Raw genomic sequence first — 23462 nt, 5'->3', positions numbered from 1 at the left:
ATTAGAGATTCGATCTCATTTTCATTCTCTGTGGCGCTGCACCAGCGCATGGGGGTCTAATCTGGTTTAACCCCACGATTGCTCAACCGATGCTCAATTGGTTGCTCAACCCCGCCCGGTTGATCGGTGAGCCCCTCTGAAATCCCCTTAATTATGTATTCCAGGAATCCCCGCAGGATGACTTTCAAAGTTGGAGCGACTCGGCAGGGCATCCTTAACCAGGTACACCGGCCGTGCATAATAGCATAATATATCGTAAAAATCGGGTGGATATACCCGTACTGGCCATACATATATGGGACGCATATGTAGCTGGGGTGGTTCGCTTGAATCTCATAGATATCGGTCCTGTCTTTGAGGCTGTAGGGTATGCAGAGGTGAATCGGAATATTCTCTTAAACCTGCACAGGCGCGGGGTGAATATCAGGCTCATACCAAAGCGACTCGGGGTCACTAGCGTGGGGCTTGATCCGCGAGAGGAGGAGCTATTCTCGCGAATGATAAATAATTCGGGGACAATGGTGAACCCTGTGAGCCTCTTTGTATTCATCGGTGCCTTCTTCTCCCCGACCCCCGGGAGTTACAGCATCGGGCTCACCATGCTCGAAAGCGACCGCATCCCGGCGAGCTGGGTGGGAAGGTGCAATATGATGAATGAAATATGGGTGCCCTCGACCTTTAATTACCACACATTTACAGCCAGCGGCATGCCGGCGGAAAAGGTCAGGGTCATGCATCTTGGGGTGGACGCCGACCGCTTCCGGCCCGGCGTGCCTCCCCTCTACATCCCGGGGAGGCGGGGCTTCGCCTTTCTATCAGTATTCGAGTGGATCCCGCGCAAGGGTTATGACCTGCTCATAAGGGCCTTCTTGGAGGAGTTTCGCGCGGACGAGGATGTGTGTCTCATCCTGAAGGTCCACGATAACAGCAGCTATGACCCTAATGGGGTTAAGATCAAGGGCGAGGTTGACAACCTCAGGGCGCAGGTGGGGTCAAGCGGCCCACCGATTATAGTCATGGCTTCCATCCTGCCCCCGGCTGCCGTCCCGCAACTGTATGCGGCGGCGGACTGCTTTGTGCTCCCCACGAGGGGGGAGGGCTGGAACATGCCGGCTATGGAAGCCATGGCTTGCGGCTTACCGGTTATAAGCACCAGGTGGTCCGCGCACCTCGACTTCATGAATGCTGACAATAGCTACCTCGTAGACATCGAGGGGCTGGAGCCGATACCCCGTTTCGGGATCGCCAATGACGCAGTCTATGACGGGGCGTACTGGGCCCGGCCCAGCGTGGCTCATCTCAAGAGGCTGATGCGGCAGGTCTATGAAAACCGGGATGCGGCGAGGGCTGTTGGGATGAGGGCGAGTGGGTATGTGAGGGAGAGGTTCAGCTGGGATAGTTCCACCGGGAAGATGTATGAGAGGCTCCTCGAAATCCAGGGGCAACAATGAAGGTGGGATGCGGGGATGGGATATCAAAAGCCGGGATATCAGGAGCACCGGAGGGAGACCATGATGAGGGTCGGCATGGTAGTGCCGTCCCTCGGGAAACGGTGCGGGATATCTGAATATTCGAGGGCACTTGCAGGCGAGCTCGAGAACCTGGGGGGGTATGTCAGGCTGATCCCGAGCTGCGGGGTTGAGGCGGCAACTCGCATCATCGAGCAAGAGTTGACCCTGGCGCATTTCCAGTTCGAGTATGTCCTTTACGACATCGGGCTCCTGGCCAAGACTGTTGAGCGGCTCGCGCAGGCGGGGGTGAGCGCTGTAGCGACCATGCACGACTTTACGCCCGGCCTGGTCAACTATAACAGGTTCATAATTCAGGGCTTTCCGGATATAATCGTTCACTCCCAGCAGCTTGCGCGCGAGCTCTTGATGAGGTTGACATCGAGGGATGGGGAGAGGGTTCATGTAATCCCTATGGGGTGCCCGTCCTATAAGCTGAAGGATGAACAAGATGTGAGGGCAGCCCTGGGCCTCGGGCCCGGGCCTGCCATCGGCTTTTTTGGCTTCATGCTCCCGCAGAAGGGCATCATTGAGCTCGCCATGGCATTCAAGGAGCTCAGGCGGGACTTTCCAGAGATGCAATGCTTCATATTCTCGTCGCTTGCGCCATATACAAGTTCAAAGCGCTATCTTGCAGAGGTTGAATCCGAATTCACACGACTGGGCCTGTGGGAGGGCGTAATACTCAGAAAGGAATACCTCCCCGAAGAAGAGGTCGTCCAGCTGCTTCATGCCATGGATATCAACATTCTGCCCTATTATGACAGGGGTTTTATAGGCACCTCCGCGGCCGTGCGCACGCTCATGGCCGCGAGAAAGCCCGTCATCGCGACGGATGTCCCGTTCTTCTCGGATCTTGATGGAGAGATATACAAGATCCGGGATCCTGATCCCGGCAATATTGTGCGAGCCGTGAAGCTGCTTCTCGGGGACAGGACCTTGCGCGACAGGCTGGTTTCGCAGGCGGGGGAGTATGTGGAGCGAAATAGCTGGCCCAATATAGCCCGGAGGCATCTCAAACTCTATGATTCTATCCTGCAGAAGCGAAAGGTGACGGCAGGAAGAGTAATGAGTAGTAATGAGCAGTAATGGGTAATGCATCCGGTAAGAGCTCCGGTAAGAGCCGAAGTATACAAGGAGTAATGCCTATGGTAGCGGGTGATACTGGGGGACGAAAAATCACTATTAACATGATTGTCCCATCATGGGGGGCGAAGTGCGGCGTCGCTGAGTACTCGAAGGCCCTCGTCGAAGCCCTCGCGTTTGTTGCGGGCCGCGAGTGCCAGGTCAGAGTATCCCGTTGCGATTTGCGGCCGTATGATCTAAGACCAGACCAGGGGCCGGGGGGCGTCCACATCCAGCACGAGTATGGTCTTTACACCACCCCGGCCCTCAGGTTTCTCATTGCGACGGCGAGGAGCTGGGGCGTCCCGGTGATTATAACCATGCATGATTTTATGGCTCAGGCCCAGGAAAGGAATGAGTTGATAAGAAGCTGCGCCGACGTTATCATCGTCCACTCCAGCCAGCTGGCCGGGGAGTTTGTCAGGCTGGGCGCCGCAGCAGAGAGGGTGAGGGTTATCCCGATGGGCTGCAAGGAATACCCCCTGGGCGACAGGGACGCGACCCGCCGGTCGCTCGGCATAGGCAACAGCCCTGCAATAGGGTTCTTTGGGTTTGTGCTTCCCTCGAAGGGCATTTTTGAGCTTGCGGCCGCCACAAAGCTCTTGAGGCGTGATTACCCCGGGCTTGTCTGCTTTATATTCGGATCATCCCCGTTTTTTGCCGAGTCCTCTGCATCCGAGATCGGCTCCGAGATGGCAGCGAGGGGCCTTGGAGAAGGGATTATCCTAAGGCCGGATTACAAGCCGCTCGAGGAGGTTGTAAGCTACCTGCACGCCATGGATGTCAACGTCCTTCCTTACAGGAATGTCGGGTTTATCGGGACGTCATCGGCGGTGAGGGTTCTCATGGGAGCCAGGCGACCGATCATAACTACAGATGTTCCCTATTTTGCCGACCTGCAGGGGGAGGTTTACAAGATACCCTCGGCCGACCCGGCGTATATAGCCGGGGCAGTTCAGGAGATCCTAACCTCCCATGACAGGCAGGAGGAGCTGATTTCACGCATGACTACGTATCTAAAGGCCAACAGCTGGGAAGAGGTGGCGAGAAAGCACGTGGAGGTTTACTGGGGCGCCGCCAGGGCGGCTCGCTACGCGCCAGCCCCGACCCCGGCCCAGGCCCCTATCAGGTTTATACCGGGGGAATCCGCAGTGCTGAATAGTATTGCTGGTCACGCCCCCGGGACTTTGGAGGGAGGGGTGCCGGGCGCATCCCCCACTGTATGGGCACCGGTTACATGGTCGCCGGGCGTCCCGGAGTGGATGTGGGAGCGGGTTGTAAACAGGTTCGGGCGCAGAGGTGTGCCGAGGTAACAGAGGCGTGAGAGGTAACATACGAGAGGTAGCAGAGGTGGTATACGGGGGGTGGGAGTATGGCTACACCCAGAGTGAGCGCCATGTATATAGTGAAGAATGAGCGAGAGTATTTCCCCTTCTCGATAAGGTCTATATACAACGTTGTGGACGAGGTAATCGTGGTTGATGGCTATTCGACGGATGGGACGGTGGAGATCGCAAGGAGCATAGATAAGGTCAAGCTGTTTTTTTGCAAGAGCGAGGATTACTCCGTCAATAGGAACCTCGCTCTGGAAAAGGCGGCGGGGGAGTGGCTCATGCCAATGGATGCGGATATGGTATTTTACGACGATATTAACACAGTTCTACCCCGTCTCATCAAGGACCCGGGAGTGGACGTGTATACTTGCTGGTTTTATCACCTAATGAAGGATTATTTTCACGTCCAGAACACGAGCGATCGAGACCCGCTTTACATCCGGAACCTCCTGGTGCGGAGGACGCCCGACCTGAGCTGGGTTGGGGCGGTGCATGAGAAGCTTGTGGGGACAGGGCCCAGGGTGAGAGATTCCGGCCTGTTTTTTGTTCATTATGGGTATGTGAAGCCCCAGCGGGAGGTCTTCCAGCGGTGGGTCAAGTACGCCAAGCTGGAGGGCCGCGGGGAGGATGCCTATGCAGGCATGAATCCTGACACGATCCTCGACGACCGCCCTTTGAGGCCTTTCACACGGCCGCACCCGGAGGTAATACAGGAATATATACAGAGAAAAACGGGTAGTGCATGACCGAATTGGACGTGCGTGACCGAATCGGACGAAGGTAGTGATGCATCGGCGATATACGATCAGTGGGCTGCAGGCTGTATTGTATTATGATCATACGATCGAACGCGGAAAGAAGGCGACATACACCATGCATATGGCAACCAACCGCCACCGTGGGGCGGCCGTTGTGACGTCCATTATATGGGAGGGCTCTTTCTTCTCATCGCATAGCTTCTCCCATGTCAACAGGGAACTCGTTCTCGCGCTGATATCCTGCGGGGCGGATGTCAGGCTCATAGCGCGCGACGCCCCGGCGCACCTGCCGCAGTGGCACCTCGCCCCGCGTTTCGAGCCGTTGCGTAGGGCCATAAGTCACACGCCTTATAGGCCGTTGAGGGCGGCGGGCGGTCGTGTGCTCTACGTCCGGCATTTTTGGCCGCCGGACTTCACCCGGCCCACCCTGCCGGCTGGCTCAAGCTTCGCCGTTATGCAGCCGTGGGAGTATGGATACATACCCGTCGCTTGGGTGGGGCCCATCAAGGCCGGTGTCGACGAGATATGGGCGTATTCTACCTTTGTACGGGACGCTTATGTGCGAAGCGGCATACCGCCCCAGAGGGTCGCCGTCATCCCGTGCGGCGTGGACCCGGGGCTCTTCAACCCAGGGGCGGCGCCAGCGCCCCTCACGACCGCCAGGGGTTTCAGGTTCCTCTTCGTGGGCGGGGCGGCTACGAACAGGAAGGGGTTTGATATCCTGCTCGCCGCCTATGCGGAGGAGTTTCGATCGACGGATGACGTATGCCTCGTGGTGAAGGATAATTTTTATGGACCGGTAACCGGGCAGGTAGAGCAGGTTTCGAGGCGCCCGGGCAGCCCTGAGGTGCTCTATACTTACCAGGATGTCCCTCCCGATGCCATGCCCGGCATCTATACGGCATGCAACTGCTATGTGCAGCCATACAGGGCTGAGGGTTTTGGCCTGCCGGTCCTGGAGGCCATGGCGTGCGGCCTGCCGGTGATCACCGTGAATTATGGTCCATGCCTGGATTATTGCACCCCAGGGACCGCCTATCTTATAGGTGCGAGGGTGGCCGGGTTCCCCGAGAACAGGGTCGGGGATTTTGTCACTGCGGGGACGCCATTTTGGGCCGAGCCCGATGTAGCCGCCCTGCGGGCCGCGATGCGACACGTGTACGAACACCGGGATGAGGCAAGGGCCAGGGGCCTTGCGGCGAGCCGGAGGGTGCTGGATGGGCATACTTGGGAGCGGGCCGCCAAGATCATTATGGGGAGGGCCTGCATAAGATAGATTAGCATTGATGGGGAAGATGGGGAATATAGGGAGTATAGGGAAGATAGGGAAGGCCGGGGAGGGAGAGCTAGATATGGCTGGCGAGGTGAGGAGTAGAAGCGCGCAGGAACTAGAGGCGATGCTTCCGATGCGCGCTATTGCCATAAAAGAGATTAGGGCCACGACGCAAAATGTTACCTACGAGATAATCCCTGATAAGATCATAGTCCAGGGGAATGTGCACAAGCAGGTGTTTTACGTTGGCGAGGACAATATAGTCCACCACTTTCCGGAGACGATGAAATTCACCGCAATGGTGGAGATTCCCGGGGCTCGCCCTGGAATGCTGGCGCAGGTGCGGCCTGAGATATTCAACATTATTGCGGAGTTGAGCCCCACCGGTGAGGAGCTCCGTCAGAAGGTTATCCTCGATGTATTCGTAAAGGTCACGGACCTCGTGCAGCTCAACATCGCTGAGGATCCCTACGGTATCTGGATCCTGGCGGACATGGTTGTCGGAGAGGAGACTGTCCAGGTCCTGGAGGCCCAGGATATCACCATGGCCTTTCCTGCGATCAAGATAGCTGAGATCCGCGCCACCGTCCAGGATATCAGCGTGGATGTAAGCCCCGGGCAGGTGCTCGTGACAGGAACCATCCACAAGCAGATATTCTACGTGGGGACGGATGACGCAAACCGCCACCAGGCGGCGGATCTCCCCTTTACGGTTGCCGTGCCGGTGGCAGGGGCCCAGCCAGGGATGAACGTCCAGGTCCACCCAACCATCAGGGACATATCATTTTCCCTCGATCCCACGGGCACGATCCTATTTGAAGAGGTCCTGGTAGATATCTTCGTGAAGGTCACCGAGACCGGCCAGGTGGCCATGGCGCTCGGGAGCGGCCCCTTTATCAAGACCGAGAGGGTTATCGGGCAGGCGACGAGCGAGATTATTGAAGAGACCACGGTCACCCTTGACAGGCCGGCGATCAAGATACGTGATATAAGCGCCTCGGTGGAGGATCTGCGGGCGCGGATAATAGAGGGCAAGGTGATAATTCAGGGCGCGATAGTCAAGAATATCGTCTATATAGGTGAGGATGACCTGGAGTATACCCAGGTGGCCCGCATCCCGTTTAACGATTTTGTGGAGATACCAGGCGCCATTCCCGGGGCCAATGTTTTCATCGAGCCTGTGATCCGCGCCGTAATCTTCAACCCCGATCAGACGGGCATCCTCCTCCCCGAGAAGCTCGTTGCCGACCTCCGGGTGACGGTTACTGAGACCACCCAGCTCCCGGTCGCCATAGACCCCTATGGCCCCCTGCTCAAGGTGCAGCAGGTTATAGGCGAGGGCATGGCGCAGGTCATGGCTGAAATCGTGATCCCGCGTATCCTGCCTATCATTATGGAGTTCGAAAGGATTATGATCCCCGTCATAACTCGCATAAGCAAGCAAGCCCTGGTGGAAAGCACCTTCGCCCTGCCCGTGGAGGCCATAAAGATCAAGAACATAGATGCCAGCATCATAAATCTCGTAACGACGCCTATGACGGGGAAGGTCCTGGTGCAGGGGACGGTTCACAAGCAGATCTTCTTTGTCGGGGCGGATAACATCGTCCACCACCAGGTGGAGGATGTGCCATTTAGCTTTATCATTGAATCGTCGAGCATAACCCCGGAGACCCCCGTGGTCGTCAATGTCCGGATCGAGAATGTAATCGCAAAGCTCCTTCCCGGGGGGCTTCAGATTCACCAGCTCGTTATCATCGAGGGCGTGATCGAACACACGGAATTCCAAGTATTTCAGGTCGTGGTAAAGGTCGAGGGCCCTGGGGTCACTGCCACCACGGTCCGTGTGCGCGCGCTCGTTGATAGGGGTGGAGTGCCGACCCCGGCGGAGTTCAACGTGGTTACGGATGTCACCGGGCCCAGGGTGCGTAGCGTCTCCAGGATAACGCTGGAGCTTGATGTGGTGGATGATGGCATCCCGCATCCTGTCCCCGTCTCAGTGGTAACCGATGTGAGCTTCAATTATTAGCTTCGATTAATTATTTGTTAAGTATTAGGCATTTATTAGTATCAAGTCATATTTCAAGTCATATTTAAGTTATGTTAACTTGACCAGTATTGAGTTAGCGCGCATGAGTTTTCGCTCCTCCCGGGACCCATCTCGGGTGGTGCATCTCTTCACATATCAGGGCCGACCTCCATATTATATACAGAAGAAACGGAGGGGGAAGCCTTGGAGCTCTCAGCACTGACAAAACTGATAATGTTGCTACCGGCGATATCCGCAGCCGGGATCGGGCTCCTCCTTATCCTTTTGGTTCTATCCAGGCGCCTGGCATGGGGCAGGGAGAAGGGCCGGGGGATGGCGGCGATAGGGCTTCTTGCTGTTCCCCAGCAGGATAAGACCGGGCAGGAAGGGGTCGCGCCCCAGCAAGATGGGATTGGCGAGGCTATGGAAGATGTAGAGGGGGAAACCATGCGAGCGACCCCACAGGGGAGGCGCATCTGGTTTCACTCGCGCAGTGCCTCCTTTTCTACCTCGCGTGCCTCTACTTATGCCCCTTCTTATTCTCATATTTCTGGTCCTGCCTCAGCTTCTGTCTCTACTGATTCTTCTCATACGTCTCATACGTCCTACAGTTCAATTGCTTCTGTTTCACCTGTCTCTACTTCTACTTTTAGTTCCACTTCCACTCCTGCTTCTATTTCCCATGCTTCCGTCCCAGATTCCGGTCCCGGTTCTAATTCCGGATACACCACAGCTGGATATAACGCAGATCACAACAAAAACATGGGGGATGCCGGGGCGGCCTTCTTATGCAGTTCCAACGGTGATGGTGAGAGTGATAGACCAATAGAGCAAGGGGGAGTAGGGCATCAAGGGCAAGAAACGGGAAAGGTGGGTGGGATGCGATCTTCCAGCCGCGAGAGGGGGAGTGCGGTAAAGAGCGTGAGCTTCATCGATAAACGCGATGGAGCCATGAATGCCATAGAGGATATGGATGGCATAAAAAGGGATACAGCTGTGAAAGGAGGATTGGATATGATCGACATTAATCAGATTGTGGGGGAAACGACAACCATAAAGGTTGAGAGGGTCATCGGGCATGGGACCAGGCAGGTTCTCCTGGAGGAGACCAAGCCGCTCACCGCTATAAAAATAGTGGATATCGTTGCCACGCTCCGGAATATACGGTCATATGTGAAAAATGGCAAGGTGATTGTCCAAGGGACCGTACATAAGCAGATATACTACATAGGGACTGATGATCTCGAGCATCACCTGGCCGAGGATATAGATTTCAGCGAGTTGGTGGAGATTGTCCCTCTGAACCCGGCCCTCCCCGCGAGAGAGGGGATGAACGAGCAGGACTTCTCTGTCATCGAGAATATCGTGTGGGAGTTTGATCCCGCTGTAGGGATGCTGACCCAGAAGATAATCGTCCGGCTCGAGGTGAAGGTCACGCAGACGGAACAGCTGCCTGTGGCCTTGGACCCGTATGGCCAGTGGATCAAGGCGCAGGTGGTTATAGGGCACAGTGTCAAGCAGAAGTTCATAGAGGAACGAAAGATTCTGGCAGCGATCAAGGTCACGGATATAACCGCCAGGCTCACAAATATGAAGCTGATTGTAAAGAACGGCAAGGTGATTGTCCAGGGGACCGTGCATAAGCAGGTATTCTATGTTGGTACAGACGATCTTGTGCATCATCTCGCCGAAGACCTGGACTTCAGTGAGCTTGTTGAGGTCGCGCCTCTGGATCCGAACTTCCCTGTGCGCGAGGGGATGAACGCGCAGGATCATTCGGTGGTTGAGAATCTGATCTGGGAGTTCGACCCAGCTACAGGCCAGCTTGTCCAGAAGATCATCATCCTGCTCGACGTGAAAGTCACGGAGACCGAACAGATTCCTATCGTCCTCGACCCGTACGGGATTCAGATCGCTACCGACCTCGTTATCGGGCACGGGAGCAAACAGAAACTGCTAGAGGAAACGAAGACTATAGCAGCGGTAAAGATAGTGGATGTAGTGGCCAAAGTCATAGACGTGGTTTCGATAGTAAAGAACGGCAAGGTAATTGTCCAGGGAACCGTTCAGAAGCAGATATTCTATGTCGGGACGGACGACCTGGTCCACCACCTCAATGAGCTGCTGCCGTTTAGCGAGATGGTAGAGGTCACGCCGATAAATCCTGATCGTCCCGTCCGGGAGGGCATGGACCAGCAGGATCACTCGTTTATAGAGAATGTGGTGTGGGAGTTTGACCCTGCAACCGGGGCCTTCACCGAGAAGGTCATAGTGAGGATTGACGTAAAGGTAACCGAGAAGGCTCAGATAACCGTGGCAGTGCCCCCGGCCTAGGCGCCGGGCGGCACTGCTATGCTCCAGGTGGCCATTCCAGGAGGGGGAGGGAGTGGAAGGGAGAGAGGAGGGAGAAGGGAGGGTGGGCGCAGAGTGAGGGTATTGTTTCAAAGCCGGCCGGATATACTGACGCTACCAGCCGGGGATACCGTACAGCTCTTCGAAACCAGGCAGCACCTCCAGCGACTCGGCGTTCATGTTGATTATTCGAGCGAGCTCCACCCGTGCCTGGATGGGCATGACCTCGTACACCTTTTCAATATAACCAGGATAGCTGAAACCAGGGCGCAATGCGATAATGCGGTGGCTCAAGGCAAGGCTGTAGTGATATCGACAATATACTGGAATATGGAGGAGTATTTTGAGAGGGAGGAAACCAGGCACGCCGCTGAGCTTTTGAAATGGTGGAGGCGCGACAACGCATATCGCGCCGAGACTCTGAGAAAGGCGAGCCTGCTGCTTCCCAACGCTGCGAGGGAGATGGAGCTTATAAAAAAGGATTTCGGTATCGACCGGCCTTACCGTATCATCCCGAACGGCGCTGATCCAAGATTCGGTGAAGCCAGGGCTGACGAGTTCATCGCGGAATACGGCGTAGATAATATCATACTATGCGTAGGGAGGATATCGCCGCGCAAGAACCAGCTGGCCGTTGTGAAAGCGCTCCATGGGGTAGATATACCCTTGTTTTTTATAGGGTCAGTAAATGACCCTTTTTATCTCGAGCTCTGCAAGAGCCACGCGGGACCCCGTGTCAGGTTCATTACCCACATGCCCCATTCTCGCCTGGCTTCGGCATATAAGGCTGCAAAAGTTCACGTCCTCGCGAGCTGGTATGATACACCCGGTCTTGCGAGCCTGGAGGCTGCGGTGGCGGGGTGCAATATCGTTTCTACAGATCGCGGGACGGCGCGTGAGTACTTCGGCGGGCTCGCCTGGTATTGCGACCCGGCTGATATTGGCTCTATAAGGGAGGCGGTTCTGACTGCTTATGAGAGTCCACCCCGCAGGGCCCTGGCTGATATTGTCTGTGAAAGGTTCACCTGGGAGCGGGCGGCCCAGGTCACCCTCGAGGCATATCACGCTGCAATGATGACCCGGTAGACCCGGCAGTGATGACCCGGTGAGGCAAATTGTCTCACGACAGCTCGCGCATCCAGCCATACATGAGCACGTATGACATATAAATTGTAGAGGGGGTGAGTATAGAGAGGACGACGATAAAGAGGCGAGCGGGAGGAGCGACCGCGGCTGGTATCATACGGAAAGCATGCGGAGGGGCACGGGGGAAGCGTGGGTGGAAGGTGGCTGCGTGAGCTGATGAACATGCGCGATATAATCCTGGTTAGCAGGATCGCAGGACGCTGGGCCGGTGAGATTGTAGACGATAAGACGTATACCCTCGAGTATGATGCCGAAGAGGTGCTTGCCGTTGAGGCGGCGGTCAGCAACCTCTCTTTTTTATCCACCGGCGGCGCCGGCAGCGGCATCATAGCTGAGGGCCTGCTCGTATGCAAGGTGTTCTGCACCCGGCGTGGCGGCGTGCTGGGCTTCGAAGAGCACAGGCTGCCGCTCAGCCTCCTGTTGCCACCACCTGCCCCTGCCGCTGTCCCTGTCGCAGGCGGTCACTTGGACCCTCCGGGCCCGGTCCCTCCAGGTGCCCGCGGGGTCTCCATAGAGGGCGAGGCGGGGATTATCTACGTGAACTTCGCCTTCGATCCAGGAAAGAGGGGGATTTACCAGAGGACGCATATTCGCTTCCTCATCTACCAGGTGGAGGATGCAAGCATCACGCCTTCACTCCTTTCCGGACCCGGACCGGAGCATGGATACCCCGGGCTATGTTCATGTCCCGGGCCGCACTTCGCGCGCTATTCTATTATGGCGAGGCGGCCCTTGGTTGAAACAGCTGTCACAGGAAGGGTTGTGGCCGCCATTCACCTGGCCAGGCCGGCCAGCATCATTGAATCAGTCTCCGTGTCCGTGGCCGATCCGTCCTTTGAAATGGCCGGGGAGGGAATCATAGAGGGGATCGTGGCCTCGGGCCGGCTTCTAGTGAGCGTATTGTACGTGGATGATGGGAATATAAAGCGCCATGACTTGCGAGACGATGTAGGATTCAGCCTGCTCGCCCCAGCGCCTCCCGGCCCGTCTTTTGGCCCGCCCGGCGCGGGGGCGCATGCGGATGGGCTAGCCCCTGGGGCGAGGACAAGCTCCGGTTGCGTCAGGTGTGAGGGGCGCATGGAGGTGTCGAACGTATCGTGGCAGGTGGATTCCGGCGCTATAAAGCTGGATGTGCGCGTTGAACTCGACGCCCGGGTCAGGGTGGTCGCGGTGGCCGGGATCAACCTTCTCGCGCGCGCTGCCGGGGACGGGGATGAATGTGGGGCAGAATGGGTAGAAATAGTGGGCGCCCAAACGGTTGAGGCGAGGGTCGATGCGGTGGTGGCGGAGGCTTCGAATGAGTATATCTATAGGGTCGAGGCCCGCCTCAGGCGCAGGTGCACAAGATTGACGAGCGTTTCCGCTGAGATGACGGATATCGAGACCGAGGTGATGTTCGAGGAGGTGCTCGTCAGGGGGTTGCTGCGCGTGGGATTTTACTATGTGGGCTATAGTGGCCATGCAGGCCATGTAGGCCGTGCGTGTCATGGGGGTCATGCGGATCAGACAAGTTATGCGGGCCGGACGGACCGGACGTGCTGGACGGACCGTGCGGACCTGGCGAACCAGCAGGTCGCAGGCGGTGACGGCGAATGCAATGTCGAATGCCATGAGGAGGTCTCCAGGAAGCTCGTCAGGTTCATAACGGCTAAGGGCGCGCGGCCCGGGATGCAGGCCGCGGTCCGGGTGCATGTGACCAGTGTGGATTCCCAGTATGATCCCGGGGGATCAAGAATCCGGGAGACCTTGAGCATCACGATCGCAGTGGTTGTCACCGAGCGCCGCGAGCTGGCCCTTCTCACGGCTGCGGCTCCCTCTTCGCGCCCCGAGTATGGCGCGGCTGGCGGCCCGGGCTCCGCTCCCGAACCCAGACCTGAAGCCGAACCTGGGCCGAAGCCCGGGCCCATGGGACCCATACTCAGCATACTCAGGGGGGCATCCAGGCTTATGCAGCTTGTACAGGTTGTAGAAGAGGTCATACGATTCCTGGGGCGCGTTATCACCCTTGTAACCAGAAGAATTCCGCGGGAATAGAATGAAATGTGACTTACGCTAGGGGTTAAGGGAGTGGACGGAATGGTCTTCGATGGTCAGGGGGGTCGCCGCGCCATGATCGGCCGGCGGGTGTTGCGGCAGGGCATGCATGGCGATGATGTGAAGGTCCTCCAGGAGCGGTTGAATGAGCTCGGCTTTGAAGCCGGGGACGCCGACGGCAGATTTGGCATTCTAACAAAGGAAGCTGTTCGGGAATTCCAGCGTGCCCACCGGTTGAGGATTGACGGGATCGCCGGGTCGGAGGTCTTTTCCGTCCTGATGAGCCCATACGCTCACAAGCGGATAACGCACGTGGTCGGGGAGCGGGAACGCCTTTACGACGTGGCCAGGAAGTATAATGCCCCGGTTGAGCTCTTGATCCACGCGAACAGATTGAAGGAGGATTCCTATCTTTATAAATCGCAGAGGCTCGTCATCCCGTTTCGCAGCGTAAAAGGCTACTACCGGGAGGATGCCGGCACATCTAACGGGCAGGATGCCTGCACCCGAGGTGTTCGTCATGACCTACTGACCCTCCTTGCATATTGCTGGTTCCTTGTGGATTCGGAGGGCAGAGTTCACGGAGATATCCAGCCTGAGCTTTTTGCACCGGCCTCGAGGGACGCGGGGAATGTATGGAAGGCGGGGAAGGCTGAGTTATCTATCGCTGTGCGCTTTGGGCAGGAGGGCCTTCCTGCTGCTGAGGTTGCCCATAATGTGCTCGCGACCCGGAAGGCCAGGGCCGCCGCCGTCCGGAGTCTATTGGATGCGGCTTCCCGCAGCGGCGCCAGGGAGGTCGAGATATGGCTTGATAACCTTGACATCGAGGACAGGTATTATTTTTACTCATTTATCAGGGATCTCTCAAAATCGATAAAGGTGAGCAACAGGCAAGTATCGGTTGCCATCCCGGTGGTAGGCGATGCCCAGCGTTACAGCGAAGCAGGGGCCGGGACGGCGGAACTGGCGGAAAAGAAGGGCGGAGGGGAGGCTCCGGGCCCGGTTTTCGACTATGGGGAGATCGCGCGTCATGTCGATTATGTTACCTTACTGGCGTTTGACGAGCATAGAAAGGAATCCATGCCGGGCCCTATTGCGTCGGTGGAGTGGGTAAAGGAGGCTATAAGATATGCGCTCTCGTACATTCCGTGCTGGAAGATAATGCTCGCGATCCCCACTTACGGTTATGACTGGCCGGAAGCCAGCCGGAACCAGTCCCAGAGCCATACCTTATCTTATGACGAGATCCAGGTTATAGCCTCTACATTCAAGCCCTCCATCGAGTGGGATTCCAGGGCGATGGTGCCGCACTTCAGGTACCGTTCTTTCAGGGTCAACCACCACGTCTGGTTTGAGAACGCGCAAAGCCTGCTCGCAAAGGTTGACCTGGTTGAGAAATACAACCTCGCGGGGATCGCCCTCTGGCGGCTGGGTCTCGAGGACCCTGCGATATGGAGTGGGATCAACACGAGGTTCAAGGTAAGGAGGCGAAACGACTGAGCTGATGCGACCCTTCTCCAGCTTCGCCCCGGCGCCGCGAGCGCGGGTGAGGGTCCACCCCCGGGGTGGAGGAGGTATGAGGTATGGGTGTGCAAGGGTCAGCTCTGCAACCTTCGGGAAGGGAGGCGGAAGGATGAAAAAGGCGCTTATTACGGGCATTACCGGTTTTGCCGGGAGCCATCTTGCGGAATACCTCCTGGCCGATGGCAAAACCAGAGTCTACGGGACATTCAGGTGGAGGAGTAGAACCGAAAACGTCGAACATATTATGGACAGGTTAAATCTGGTCGAGTGCGATCTTTGTGATGCGTCCGCCGTTTACAGGGCCATTTCCGAGATTAGGCCGGATGTCATATTCCACCTGGCCGCCCAGAGCTTTGTGCCCACTTCCTGGATCGCCCCTTATGATACATTGATGAATAATATCATCGGTGAATTGAACCTGTTTGAGGCGATCCGGAGGGCGGGCATAGATCCAACGATACAGATAGCGTGCTCCTCTGAGGAATATGGCCTCGTCTTTGAGGATGAGGTTCCGATAAAGGAAACCAACCCCTTGAGGCCCCAGAGTCCCTATGCCGTAAGCAAGATCGCTCAGGACTTCTTGGGGTATCAATATTACAGGAGCTATGGCCTCAAGATAATCCGGACGCGGGCATTTAACCATACGGGCCCGAGGCGAGGCGAGGTGTTTGTGACCTCAAATTTTGCGAAGCAGGTTGCCGAGATCGAGCTTGGCCTGCGAGAGCCCGTGCTCTGGGTTGGAAACCTGGAGGCGAAAAGGGACTTTACCGATGTAAGAGATGTTGTTGAGGCTTATACACTTGCCGTAGAGCGCGGCGAACCGGGCGAGGTATACAATATCGCCAGCGGCAAGGCGTATACTATACGTGATGTTGTCGAATTCCTGCTGGGTATGGCCGAGGTTAAGATCGAGATCCGCCAGGATCCCGAGAGACTTCGTCCATCTGATGTCCCGGTCCTGATCGGTGATGTTACGAGATTCCGGGCGAGGACCGGGTGGGAGCCCAGGATACCGCTGGATAAGACGCTGGCAGACCTGCTCAATTACTGGCGGATGCGCGTATAGGTGCATAGGTGTACGTATAGGTGTGCGTATTGTTGAGGTCAGGCATATGGGCGTATAAGTAAGACCAACGATGATCCACTAATGACGATCTAATGATGATCTAAGGAAGAAATGATGATTTAAGGAAGAAGGAAGGATGAAGTCTCGGTGCAAGAGGATTCCCAATTGAGGTCAGCTCCACACGCCACACCAGTCTCTGAGGTCTTGAGTGTTTATGGGACCGACCCGGCCAGGGGGATTTCGAACGAAGAGGCCCGGGCCAGGCTGGAGCGGTTTGGTCCCAACGAAATCCGTGAGGCTCGTGCGAGGTCGCTGCTTACCATGCTCCTCGGGCAGCTGAAGGACTTCCTGGTGATCATACTTATCGTCTCCGCTGCGATCTCCGTGTCACTGGGGGAGACGCTGGATGCCCTGGTTATCATCGCCATAGTCATCCTCAATGCCATAATCGGTTTATTACAAGAGCGAAGGGCTGAGAGGGCTCTCTCAGCCCTCAAGAAGATGGCTGCCCCGACAGCGACTGTCATCAGGGACGGCGAGCCCTTGAAGGTGTCGGCCGCATCCATTGTCCCCGGGGATATCGTTGTATTGCAGGCGGGGGACCTGGTGCCTGCGGACATGCGGCTGCTCGAGGCCGTGAATATGAGCGTGGATGAGGCTGTCCTCACCGGCGAGTCAATGCCGGTGGAGAAGAACGCCGGGATCGTTGTGGATGCCGGGAGCACGCTGGGCGACAGGGTGAATATGACGTACCTGGCTACCACGGTGACGTATGGGCGTGGCAGGGGCATCGTAACGGCTACAGGCATGGAGACCGAGATAGGAAAGATCGCCGGGTTGATCGAGACCGAGGAGGATGAGCAGACCCCCCTCCAGCGAAAGCTCGGCAGGTTTGGCAAGTGGCTCGGTGGCGCCTCGTTGGGGATATGCGCCATTGTCTTTATCCTCGGCCTCCTGAGGGGCGAGCGGCCGTTTGAGATGTTTATGACCGCCGTGAGCCTTGCCGTGGCGGCCATCCCCGAGGGGTTGCCAGCCATAGTAACCGTCGTCCTCGCCATCGGTGTCCAGAGGATGATAGCCAGGAACGCTATAATACGGAGGTTGCCGGCGGTCGAGACCCTCGGGAGCGCCACATTTGTATGTACGGATAAGACCGGGACCCTGACCGAGAATAAAATGACGGTCAAAGAAATCTACCTTCCAGGCGGGGTTGTGGTGAACGTTACCGGGACGGGCTACCAGCCCGCCGGTGAATTCCTGGAGAACGGCCGGAGGATTGACCCCGCCGCCAGGGACGACCTGCGGCTTCTGCTGATGATAGGGTGCGCGTGCAACGATGCCTCGCTTATAGAGGATAGGGACGTAGAGGACAGAGACATAGGGGGAAGGGATGGGGGCGGAGATGGCAGCAGGGATGGGAACAAGGATGGGAGCAGGGATGGAAGTAAGGATGGAAGCAGGGACTGCGGCAAGGATCGCGGTAGCGTAGGCTGGCGCTATAAGATCGCGGGCGATCCTACCGAGGGCGCCCTGGTGGTCCTGGCGGCCAAGGCGGGTATGACCAGGGATAAGATCGATAGGATGGCGCCGCGCGTCCATGAGATACCCTTCGATTCACAGCGGAAGCGCATGACCACCATCAACGTGGTGGATGGGCAATACCAGGTTTTCTCCAAAGGGGCCCCTGATGTGCTGCTCTCGCTGTGTGACCGATATGTGGATGGTAAGGCTGTGGCGCAGCTCACCGAGGCGAAGCGGGCTGTGATACTGGAGGTCGTCAGGAGGATGGCCGGCGCCGGGCTCCGCGTATTAGGGATGGCTTACCGCACGCTGGACAAGCTCCAGCTCCCGGGCGGCAAGCTGCCTGAGAGGCTCGAACCGGACGCCATTGAAAGGGAGCTCATTTTCGCCGGCATGGTAGGGATGATCGACCCCGTGAGGGATGAGGCTAGGGACGCGGTCAGGAAGTGCAGGGAGGCCGGGATCAGGCCGGTTATAGTGACGGGCGATTACGCCCTGACGGCGAAGGTTATAGGGGAGGATCTCGGAATTTTGGACGGGTCAGCCAGGATCCTGACTGGCGCGGAACTCGAGAGGATGTCCGATGATGAGCTCAGGGAGGTCGCCGGAGACGTGTCCGTCTATGCGAGGGTATCGCCCGAGTATAAGCTCCGCATTGTGGAGGCTCTCAAGGCCCGGGGCGAGGTGGTGGCCATGACAGGTGATGGGGTGAACGATGCCCCCGCATTGCACAGGGCCGACATCGGGATCGCCATGGGGATAACCGGGACTGATGTGGCGAAGGGCGCCTCGGATATGGTCCTGACGGACGATAATTTTGCCAGTATAGTGGCGGCCATAGAACAGGGGAGGACTATATTCGAGAATATAAGGAAGTTCGTGATTTACCTGCTCTCATGCAATATCGGGGAACTCCTGCTCTTCCTGATAGCCATCATCAGCGGGCTCCCGCGCCCGCTTACCCCCGTGCAGATATTGCTTGTGAATCTGGTCACCGACGGACTGCCTGCTCTGGCGCTCGGCATGGAGCCGGTCGAGCCTGGAATCATGAGGCTGCCTCCGCGAAACCCGAGGGAGGGGATACTGACGCCGCGGATAACTGCGCGCCTCGTGCTCGTGGGGCTATTCATCGCCGGCGCGGTGCTGGTTCCTTTCGCCGTGGCGCTCAGGCGCGGCATCCCTGTAGAGACGGCGCGGACGATGGCCTTTATCACCCTTGGCTTTGGGGAGCTCTGGAGGGCGCTCGGCGCCCGGTCGGAGCGCAGGTTCGTGTGGAACATGCCTTTATTCACGAACCCACCCTTGATAAGCGCGATTGCGGCGTCGGCGCTCCTGATCATGCTTTCGATGACCGTGCCGTGGCTCGCCCGGCTCTTCCGCATGGTAACGCTGACCAGCCGCGAATGGGAGGTCGTCCTCGGGGCCACCATGATACCGCTTGCCGGGGCGGAGCTGCTCAAGGCGCTGCAGATCAGGGGGCGGGCGCGCCAGCCGGGGCGGCGGGGCGGCTCTCGAGATTGACAGGGGAATGGCGGTATGGTAGACTGCCATTAGTAGCTCATATTAGGAGCAGGTAATAAATCAGTGATAGCGAGCTAGATGCAAACCCTTCGTAGAGGAGTGGCTGGCTTGAATTATTTCCTTACCGAAGAGCAGCAGATGATCAAAGATCTCGCTGCGAGGATAGCAAGAGAGAAGATAGCCCCTGTGGCGCACGAACTTGATGAGAAAGAGGAATTCCCGTGGGATATCATGAAGACTCTCGCCGAATCGGACCTTTTCGGCGTCTGGGTGCCGGAGGAATACGGCGGGTTCGGCGGGGGCGTGTTTGAGCAGTGCCTGGTCGTGGAGGAGCTGAGCAGGGCTTGCGCCGGCGTTGCGACTACATACGCGTCGAGCGCCCTTGGCGCCTATCCGATCCTGCTTTTTGGCACCGAGGAGCAGAAGCGAAAGTACCTGCCGGACATCGCCTCGGGCAGGAAGCTCGCGGCCTTTGCGCAGTCCGAGGCCGAGGCCGGGAGCGACGCCGGGAATATTCAAACCACTGCGGTGCGCGATGGGGACTATTATGTGCTGAATGGCATGAAACAGTGGATAACCAGCGGCGGCGAGGCCGAGATTTACACCGTGCTGGCGACTGTGGATCGGTCGAAGGGCGTCAGGGGGATCACCGCCTTCATTGTGGAAAAGGGCACGCCCGGGTTCGAATTCGGAAGGAAAGAGAAGAAGATGGGGATCCGGTGTTCCTCTACGCGCGAGCTCATCTTCAGGGATTGCCGGATTCCGAAGGAGAACCTCCTTGACCGTGAGGGCAAGGGCTTCCTCGTGGTCATGAAGACGCTCGACAGGACGCGGCCGGGCGTTGCGGCGCAGGCGGTCGGGATCGCCCAGGGGGCGCTCGATGAGGCTGCGGCCTACGCCAGGGAGCGGGTCCAGTTCGGCAAGCCTATAGGTGAGTTCCAGGCGATCGAGCACATGCTGGCGGATATGGCCACGCTGGTCGAGGCGGCTCGAGCCCTCACATATGCCACGGCCAGGATGATCGACGCCGGCGAGCGGGAGTTCTCGAAGGAGTCGGCGATGGCCAAGGTATTTGCATCTGACGTCGCCATGCGCGTTACGACCGACGCAGTCCAGATTCTGGGCGGCTATGGCTATATGCGCGACTACCCCGTCGAGAAGAGAATGCGGGATGCGAAGGTTACCCAGATATATGAAGGCACCAACCAGATCCAGCGATCCATAATCGGCCCTGCGGTGATAAGGGAAGCGGTTCGGAGGAAGAAGGGTTGAAGGATTGAAGGGCTGAAAGAGAAGGGCAGAGGAAGGGTTGAAGAAGGGTTGGCCGGATTGAACATAGTTGTATGCATAAAACAGGTGCCCGAGGCGGATGAGGTAAAGATCGACAGGACCACGGGCACGCTCATTCGCGAGGGGGTTCCTTGCGCGATCAATCCGCCTGATTTAAACGCCCTGGAGGAGGCGTTGAGGATCAGGGAAAGATTCAAGCCCGGTGAGATGGGGCCGATGGGGTCCATGCCCATGGTCAATGTCGTGAGCATGGGCCCTCCGCAGGTAGAGGCGGCATTGAGGGATGCCCTCGCGCTCGGCGCTGACAGGGCCGTTCTCCTCTGCGACAGGGCCTTCGCCGGAGCTGATACCCTGGCCACATCCTATACGCTTGCGGCGGCCATACGAAAGCTGTGGGTCGGGGATGGGGTTGGATCCGGGTCCGGGTTCGGGGACGCGGTCGGGGCCGGAATCAGGGGAGGGGAGGCGGGGGATAAGGGCTCCATGCTGATCATCTGTGGCAATAGATCAGCTGATGGTGATACGGGTCACGTTGGGCCCCAGCTTGCGGAGAAGCTTGGTATTCCCTATATCACCTCCGTGCGCAGGCTGGAGCCGCTAAATGTGGATTCGACTGCGACTGCGACTGTGACTGCGGCTGCGGCTGCGGACGTGGCCGATACTGCAGATATGGCTGGCTCGGCCGGTTCGAAGGGATGGGGCGGCAGGGTCCGGGCCGAGAGGCTGGTGGATGATGGCTACGAGGTAGTCGAGGCGCCATTGCCCCTGCTCGTGACGGTTGTGAAGGGGATGAATTCCCCCAGGCTTCCCTCATTGAAGGGCATGATGCGCGCAAAGAAGGCCGCTATTACGGTGTGGGGGGCTTCCGACCTCGATGTGGACGCGGGGAGGGTTGGCCTTTCAGGGTCCGCGACCCAGGTAGTAAGGGTTTTCGAGCCCGAACGGCCAAGGGGCAGGGGGGAGCTCATAACGGGGGCCCCTGGGGAGCAGGCCCGCAAGTTGCTGAGCAGATTACGTGAGGCGAGGATGTTATAGGTTATGGTTATGACCCAGTTGAATATCTCTTTAGGCTTAAGTATCTCTTCAAGCTCAAATATCTCTCCATTTTCAAGTATCTCCCCACTCTCAAGTATCTCTTCGTGCCCAAGCATCTCCCCGTGCTCAAGTAGATTTTCAGGCTCGAGCGAATCGTCAGGCATCTGGGTCTTCGCAGAGCACGAGGACGGGAAGCTCCACCCCGTGGTCTATGAGCTCCTGGGCGAGGCGAAAAGGCTTGCCGCCGGCCTCGGGGAGCTTGGGGGGCTCGGGGAGTCTGGAGAGCGCAGGGAATATAGGGGGCGCAGGCAGCGCGGCGAGGTCGCGTGCATATTCCTGGGGGTTGATATCGATTCGGGCCCGGAGGCTGATATGATCAGGTCGTTGGAGGCCTGTGGGGTTGACAGAATATATGTAGTTGAGAATGGCATATTCGCATGCCTTCAGGATGAGCCGTGCGCGACTGCCCTCGCCGAGCTCGCCTCGAGATACAACCCCTCGATCCTGCTGATTGGCGCCACCTCTCTCGGTAGGTCCGTTGCGCCGAGCGTTGCGGCGCGCCTGGATACCGGGCTCACCGCTGAGTGCGTGGAACTTGATATTGGTGGGGAAGGGCTTCTCATCCAGACCCGGCCCGCCTTTGGCGCAAATATTATGGCCTCGATAGCGTGTCCGGTGAGGCGGCCTCAGATGGCGACGGTGCGGCCTGGCATCCTGAAGGTAAGAGGATGCGCGGAGAAGGTAAAGGGGCAGGTGGAGTTGCAGGCCGGATTGGGTGGGGTGGAGTCAGGAGTGGATGGGCGGTGTCTACACAGTGGTGATGATGGCGATGGGTGCCTGGACGGCCCGGATAGCCCAGGGGGACTGGATAACTCAGATAGCGGGTTTGCCAGTTGCAGCAGGAGGATTGTAAAGGTTGACGTGAATATCAGCAAACCCCGCGTCCGCCTCATCGAGCGCGTGAGCGAGGCCTGTGAGAATAACCTGGCGGATGCCGAGATCATCGTCGCAGGCGGGAGGGGCGTAGGAAGCGCTGAGGATTTCGCTCTCATCAGGGAGCTCGCGTGCGCCCTAGGCGGGGCTGTAGGCGCCACGCGGCCCGTGGTTGACGCCGGTTGGGCGCCCGAGTCGAGCCTGATCGGCCAGACAGGGCGAATCGTCTCGCCAAGACTCTATATAGCATGCGGTATATCCGGGGCTATCCAGCATATGGTCGGCATATCGGCGGATGTCATCGTCGCCATCAACAAGGATGTCGGCGCCCCGATCTTCCGGTCCGCGACCTATGGGATCGTGGGCGATGTGGCGGAGGTTATTCCTGCATTGCTCGATGAAGTTAAGAATTCGTGAAGATTATGGGATTTTGCATCGGACCCGGCTGGATTTTGACCGGGTCGGCCGGGGAAACCGGCCAGATTCTGACCCGCTTTGGGGAATGCCCGGGTTCAATTTTGACCGGGCACCCGGTCAAAATCTGACCGGGCACCGATTATTCTATCCAGGTAAATTACGGAGACTACTGCTAGCAGGATGAGGTTCCCGGTCCATATATGGAGAACCCATGTCCAAACCAGCCGGGCCTGTAGTCCACGGTCGCGCCGTCAAGGAAGCGCGCGGCCGCCGGGTCCATGATGATGAATTTGATCCCGCTTATCTCGTGAATTGAATCATTCGGTCGCGTTGACTCATCCAGAGCCAATCCGTATTTGGGCCCCCCTCAGCCCATGCCGGCGATATAGAGCCGGACCATCGAGTTTCGATGCCTCTCCTCGCTGAGCAGCTTCTTGAGTTCAGTAGCTGCCTTCTCCGTGACCTTGATCACTTTTTTACGCCTGCCTCTCTGGAGTTTGCTTTTGCTGCTATATTAGTTTGTATTAGTTTGCATTAGTTTACATTTGCATCAACGGGATACCTATAGCCCTAGGGGTATTATCGCACGCCGGACGGTT

Annotated in this window: 17 protein-coding genes; 15 read left to right on the top strand and 2 right to left on the bottom strand. The window is 57.7% G+C overall.

Annotated features, from left to right (window positions below; genetic code table 11):
- The first annotated feature begins 266 nt into the window (after positions 1-266).
- The 6 genes from HPY71_08595 to HPY71_08570 are packed head-to-tail and all read left to right on the top strand — an operon-like array spanning position 267 to position 8024.
- Positions 267-1451 carry a glycosyltransferase gene (locus tag HPY71_08595; GenBank protein ID NPV53569.1) on the top strand — a complete coding sequence of 395 codons (1185 nt, stop codon included), beginning with the start codon at positions 267-269 and terminating at the stop codon, positions 1449-1451.
- Positions 1452-1466: 15 nt separating this feature from the next.
- Positions 1467-2597, top strand: coding sequence for a glycosyltransferase (locus HPY71_08590; GenBank protein NPV53568.1), 1131 nt, complete (start codon positions 1467-1469; stop codon positions 2595-2597).
- A 59-nt stretch (positions 2598-2656) separates the two neighbouring features.
- Positions 2657-3946 (top strand): glycosyltransferase, encoded by a 1290-nt coding sequence (locus tag HPY71_08585; GenBank protein NPV53567.1) that lies wholly within the window; start codon positions 2657-2659, stop codon positions 3944-3946.
- Between the two features lie 59 nt (positions 3947-4005).
- Positions 4006-4713, top strand: a complete 708-nt coding sequence (locus tag HPY71_08580; protein ID NPV53566.1) for a glycosyltransferase family 2 protein — start codon at positions 4006-4008, stop codon at positions 4711-4713.
- A gap of 40 nt (positions 4714-4753) precedes the next feature.
- Complete coding sequence (locus HPY71_08575) at positions 4754-6001, top strand: glycosyltransferase family 4 protein (protein NPV53565.1); 1248 nt, start codon at positions 4754-4756, stop codon at positions 5999-6001.
- Between the two features lie 10 nt (positions 6002-6011).
- Positions 6012-8024, top strand: a complete 2013-nt coding sequence (locus HPY71_08570; GenBank protein ID NPV53564.1) for a DUF3794 domain-containing protein — start codon at positions 6012-6014, stop codon at positions 8022-8024.
- A gap of 291 nt (positions 8025-8315) precedes the next feature.
- On the opposite strand, the gene HPY71_08565 is transcribed toward HPY71_08570, so the two are convergent.
- Positions 8316-8510 (bottom strand): hypothetical protein, encoded by a 195-nt coding sequence (locus tag HPY71_08565; GenBank protein NPV53563.1) that lies wholly within the window; start codon positions 8508-8510, stop codon positions 8316-8318.
- A gap of 393 nt (positions 8511-8903) precedes the next feature.
- Here HPY71_08565 and HPY71_08560 point away from each other — a divergent pair, with 393 nt between their 5' ends.
- The 9 genes from HPY71_08560 to HPY71_08520 all read left to right on the top strand — a co-directional run bounded on the left by HPY71_08560 (position 8904) and on the right by HPY71_08520 (position 22863).
- Positions 8904-10358, top strand: a complete 1455-nt coding sequence (locus HPY71_08560) for a DUF3794 domain-containing protein (protein NPV53562.1) — start codon at positions 8904-8906, stop codon at positions 10356-10358.
- A gap of 93 nt (positions 10359-10451) precedes the next feature.
- Positions 10452-11462 carry a glycosyltransferase gene (locus HPY71_08555; GenBank protein NPV53561.1) on the top strand — a complete coding sequence of 337 codons (1011 nt, stop codon included), beginning with the start codon at positions 10452-10454 and terminating at the stop codon, positions 11460-11462.
- A 189-nt stretch (positions 11463-11651) separates the two neighbouring features.
- Positions 11652-13556: a hypothetical protein gene (locus HPY71_08550; protein NPV53560.1), complete on the top strand. Its 1905-nt coding sequence runs from the start codon at positions 11652-11654 to the stop codon at positions 13554-13556.
- Positions 13557-13589: 33 nt separating this feature from the next.
- Entirely contained in the window at positions 13590-15056 is a 1467-nt protein-coding gene (locus tag HPY71_08545; protein NPV53559.1) for a hypothetical protein, read from the top strand.
- Positions 15057-15189: 133 nt separating this feature from the next.
- Positions 15190-16146: a GDP-mannose 4,6-dehydratase gene (locus HPY71_08540; GenBank protein ID NPV53558.1), complete on the top strand. Its 957-nt coding sequence runs from the start codon at positions 15190-15192 to the stop codon at positions 16144-16146.
- Positions 16147-16311: 165 nt separating this feature from the next.
- The gene (locus HPY71_08535; GenBank protein NPV53557.1) at positions 16312-19188 is read left to right on the top strand and encodes a cation-translocating P-type ATPase; all 2877 of its coding nucleotides are present in this window, start codon (positions 16312-16314) and stop codon (positions 19186-19188) included.
- A gap of 108 nt (positions 19189-19296) precedes the next feature.
- Positions 19297-20460 carry an acyl-CoA dehydrogenase gene (locus tag HPY71_08530; GenBank protein ID NPV53556.1) on the top strand — a complete coding sequence of 388 codons (1164 nt, stop codon included), beginning with the start codon at positions 19297-19299 and terminating at the stop codon, positions 20458-20460.
- A 57-nt stretch (positions 20461-20517) separates the two neighbouring features.
- Positions 20518-21513 (top strand): electron transfer flavoprotein subunit beta/FixA family protein, encoded by a 996-nt coding sequence (locus HPY71_08525; GenBank protein ID NPV53555.1) that lies wholly within the window; start codon positions 20518-20520, stop codon positions 21511-21513.
- Positions 21514-22167: 654 nt separating this feature from the next.
- Positions 22168-22863 (top strand): electron transfer flavoprotein subunit alpha/FixB family protein, encoded by a 696-nt coding sequence (locus HPY71_08520; GenBank protein NPV53554.1) that lies wholly within the window; start codon positions 22168-22170, stop codon positions 22861-22863.
- A 172-nt stretch (positions 22864-23035) separates the two neighbouring features.
- Here HPY71_08520 and HPY71_08515 read toward each other — a convergent pair whose 3' ends face one another.
- On the bottom strand, positions 23036-23212 hold the full coding sequence (locus HPY71_08515) for an iron-sulfur cluster assembly accessory protein (GenBank protein NPV53553.1): 177 nt from the start codon (positions 23210-23212) through the stop codon (positions 23036-23038).
- Between the last annotated feature and the right edge of the window lie 250 nt (positions 23213-23462).

The organism is Bacillota bacterium, from assembly GCA_013178125.1.
Classification (GTDB): domain Bacteria; phylum Bacillota; class SHA-98; order Ch115; family JABLXJ01; genus JABLXL01.
Note: the sequence above shows the minus strand (reverse complement) of the source record. Positions and strands in the feature narration are given on the sequence as shown.

Bases quoted from the DNA above. Each gene is read 5' to 3' on its own strand.
- HPY71_08585 (NPV53567.1), top strand. From the start codon at position 2,657: ATGGTAGCGGGTGATACTGGGGGACGAAAAATCACTATTAACATGATT.
- HPY71_08560 (NPV53562.1), top strand. From the start codon at position 8,904: ATGCGATCTTCCAGCCGCGAGAGGGGGAGTGCGGTAAAGAGCGTGAGC.
- HPY71_08590 (NPV53568.1), top strand. From the start codon at position 1,467: ATGGGATATCAAAAGCCGGGATATCAGGAGCACCGGAGGGAGACCATG.
- HPY71_08575 (NPV53565.1), top strand. From the start codon at position 4,754: ATGCATCGGCGATATACGATCAGTGGGCTGCAGGCTGTATTGTATTAT.
- HPY71_08580 (NPV53566.1), top strand. From the start codon at position 4,006: ATGGCTACACCCAGAGTGAGCGCCATGTATATAGTGAAGAATGAGCGA.
- HPY71_08520 (NPV53554.1), top strand. From the start codon at position 22,168: ATGGCCTCGATAGCGTGTCCGGTGAGGCGGCCTCAGATGGCGACGGTG.
- HPY71_08570 (NPV53564.1), top strand. From the start codon at position 6,012: ATGGGGAAGATGGGGAATATAGGGAGTATAGGGAAGATAGGGAAGGCC.
- HPY71_08540 (NPV53558.1), top strand. From the start codon at position 15,190: ATGAAAAAGGCGCTTATTACGGGCATTACCGGTTTTGCCGGGAGCCAT.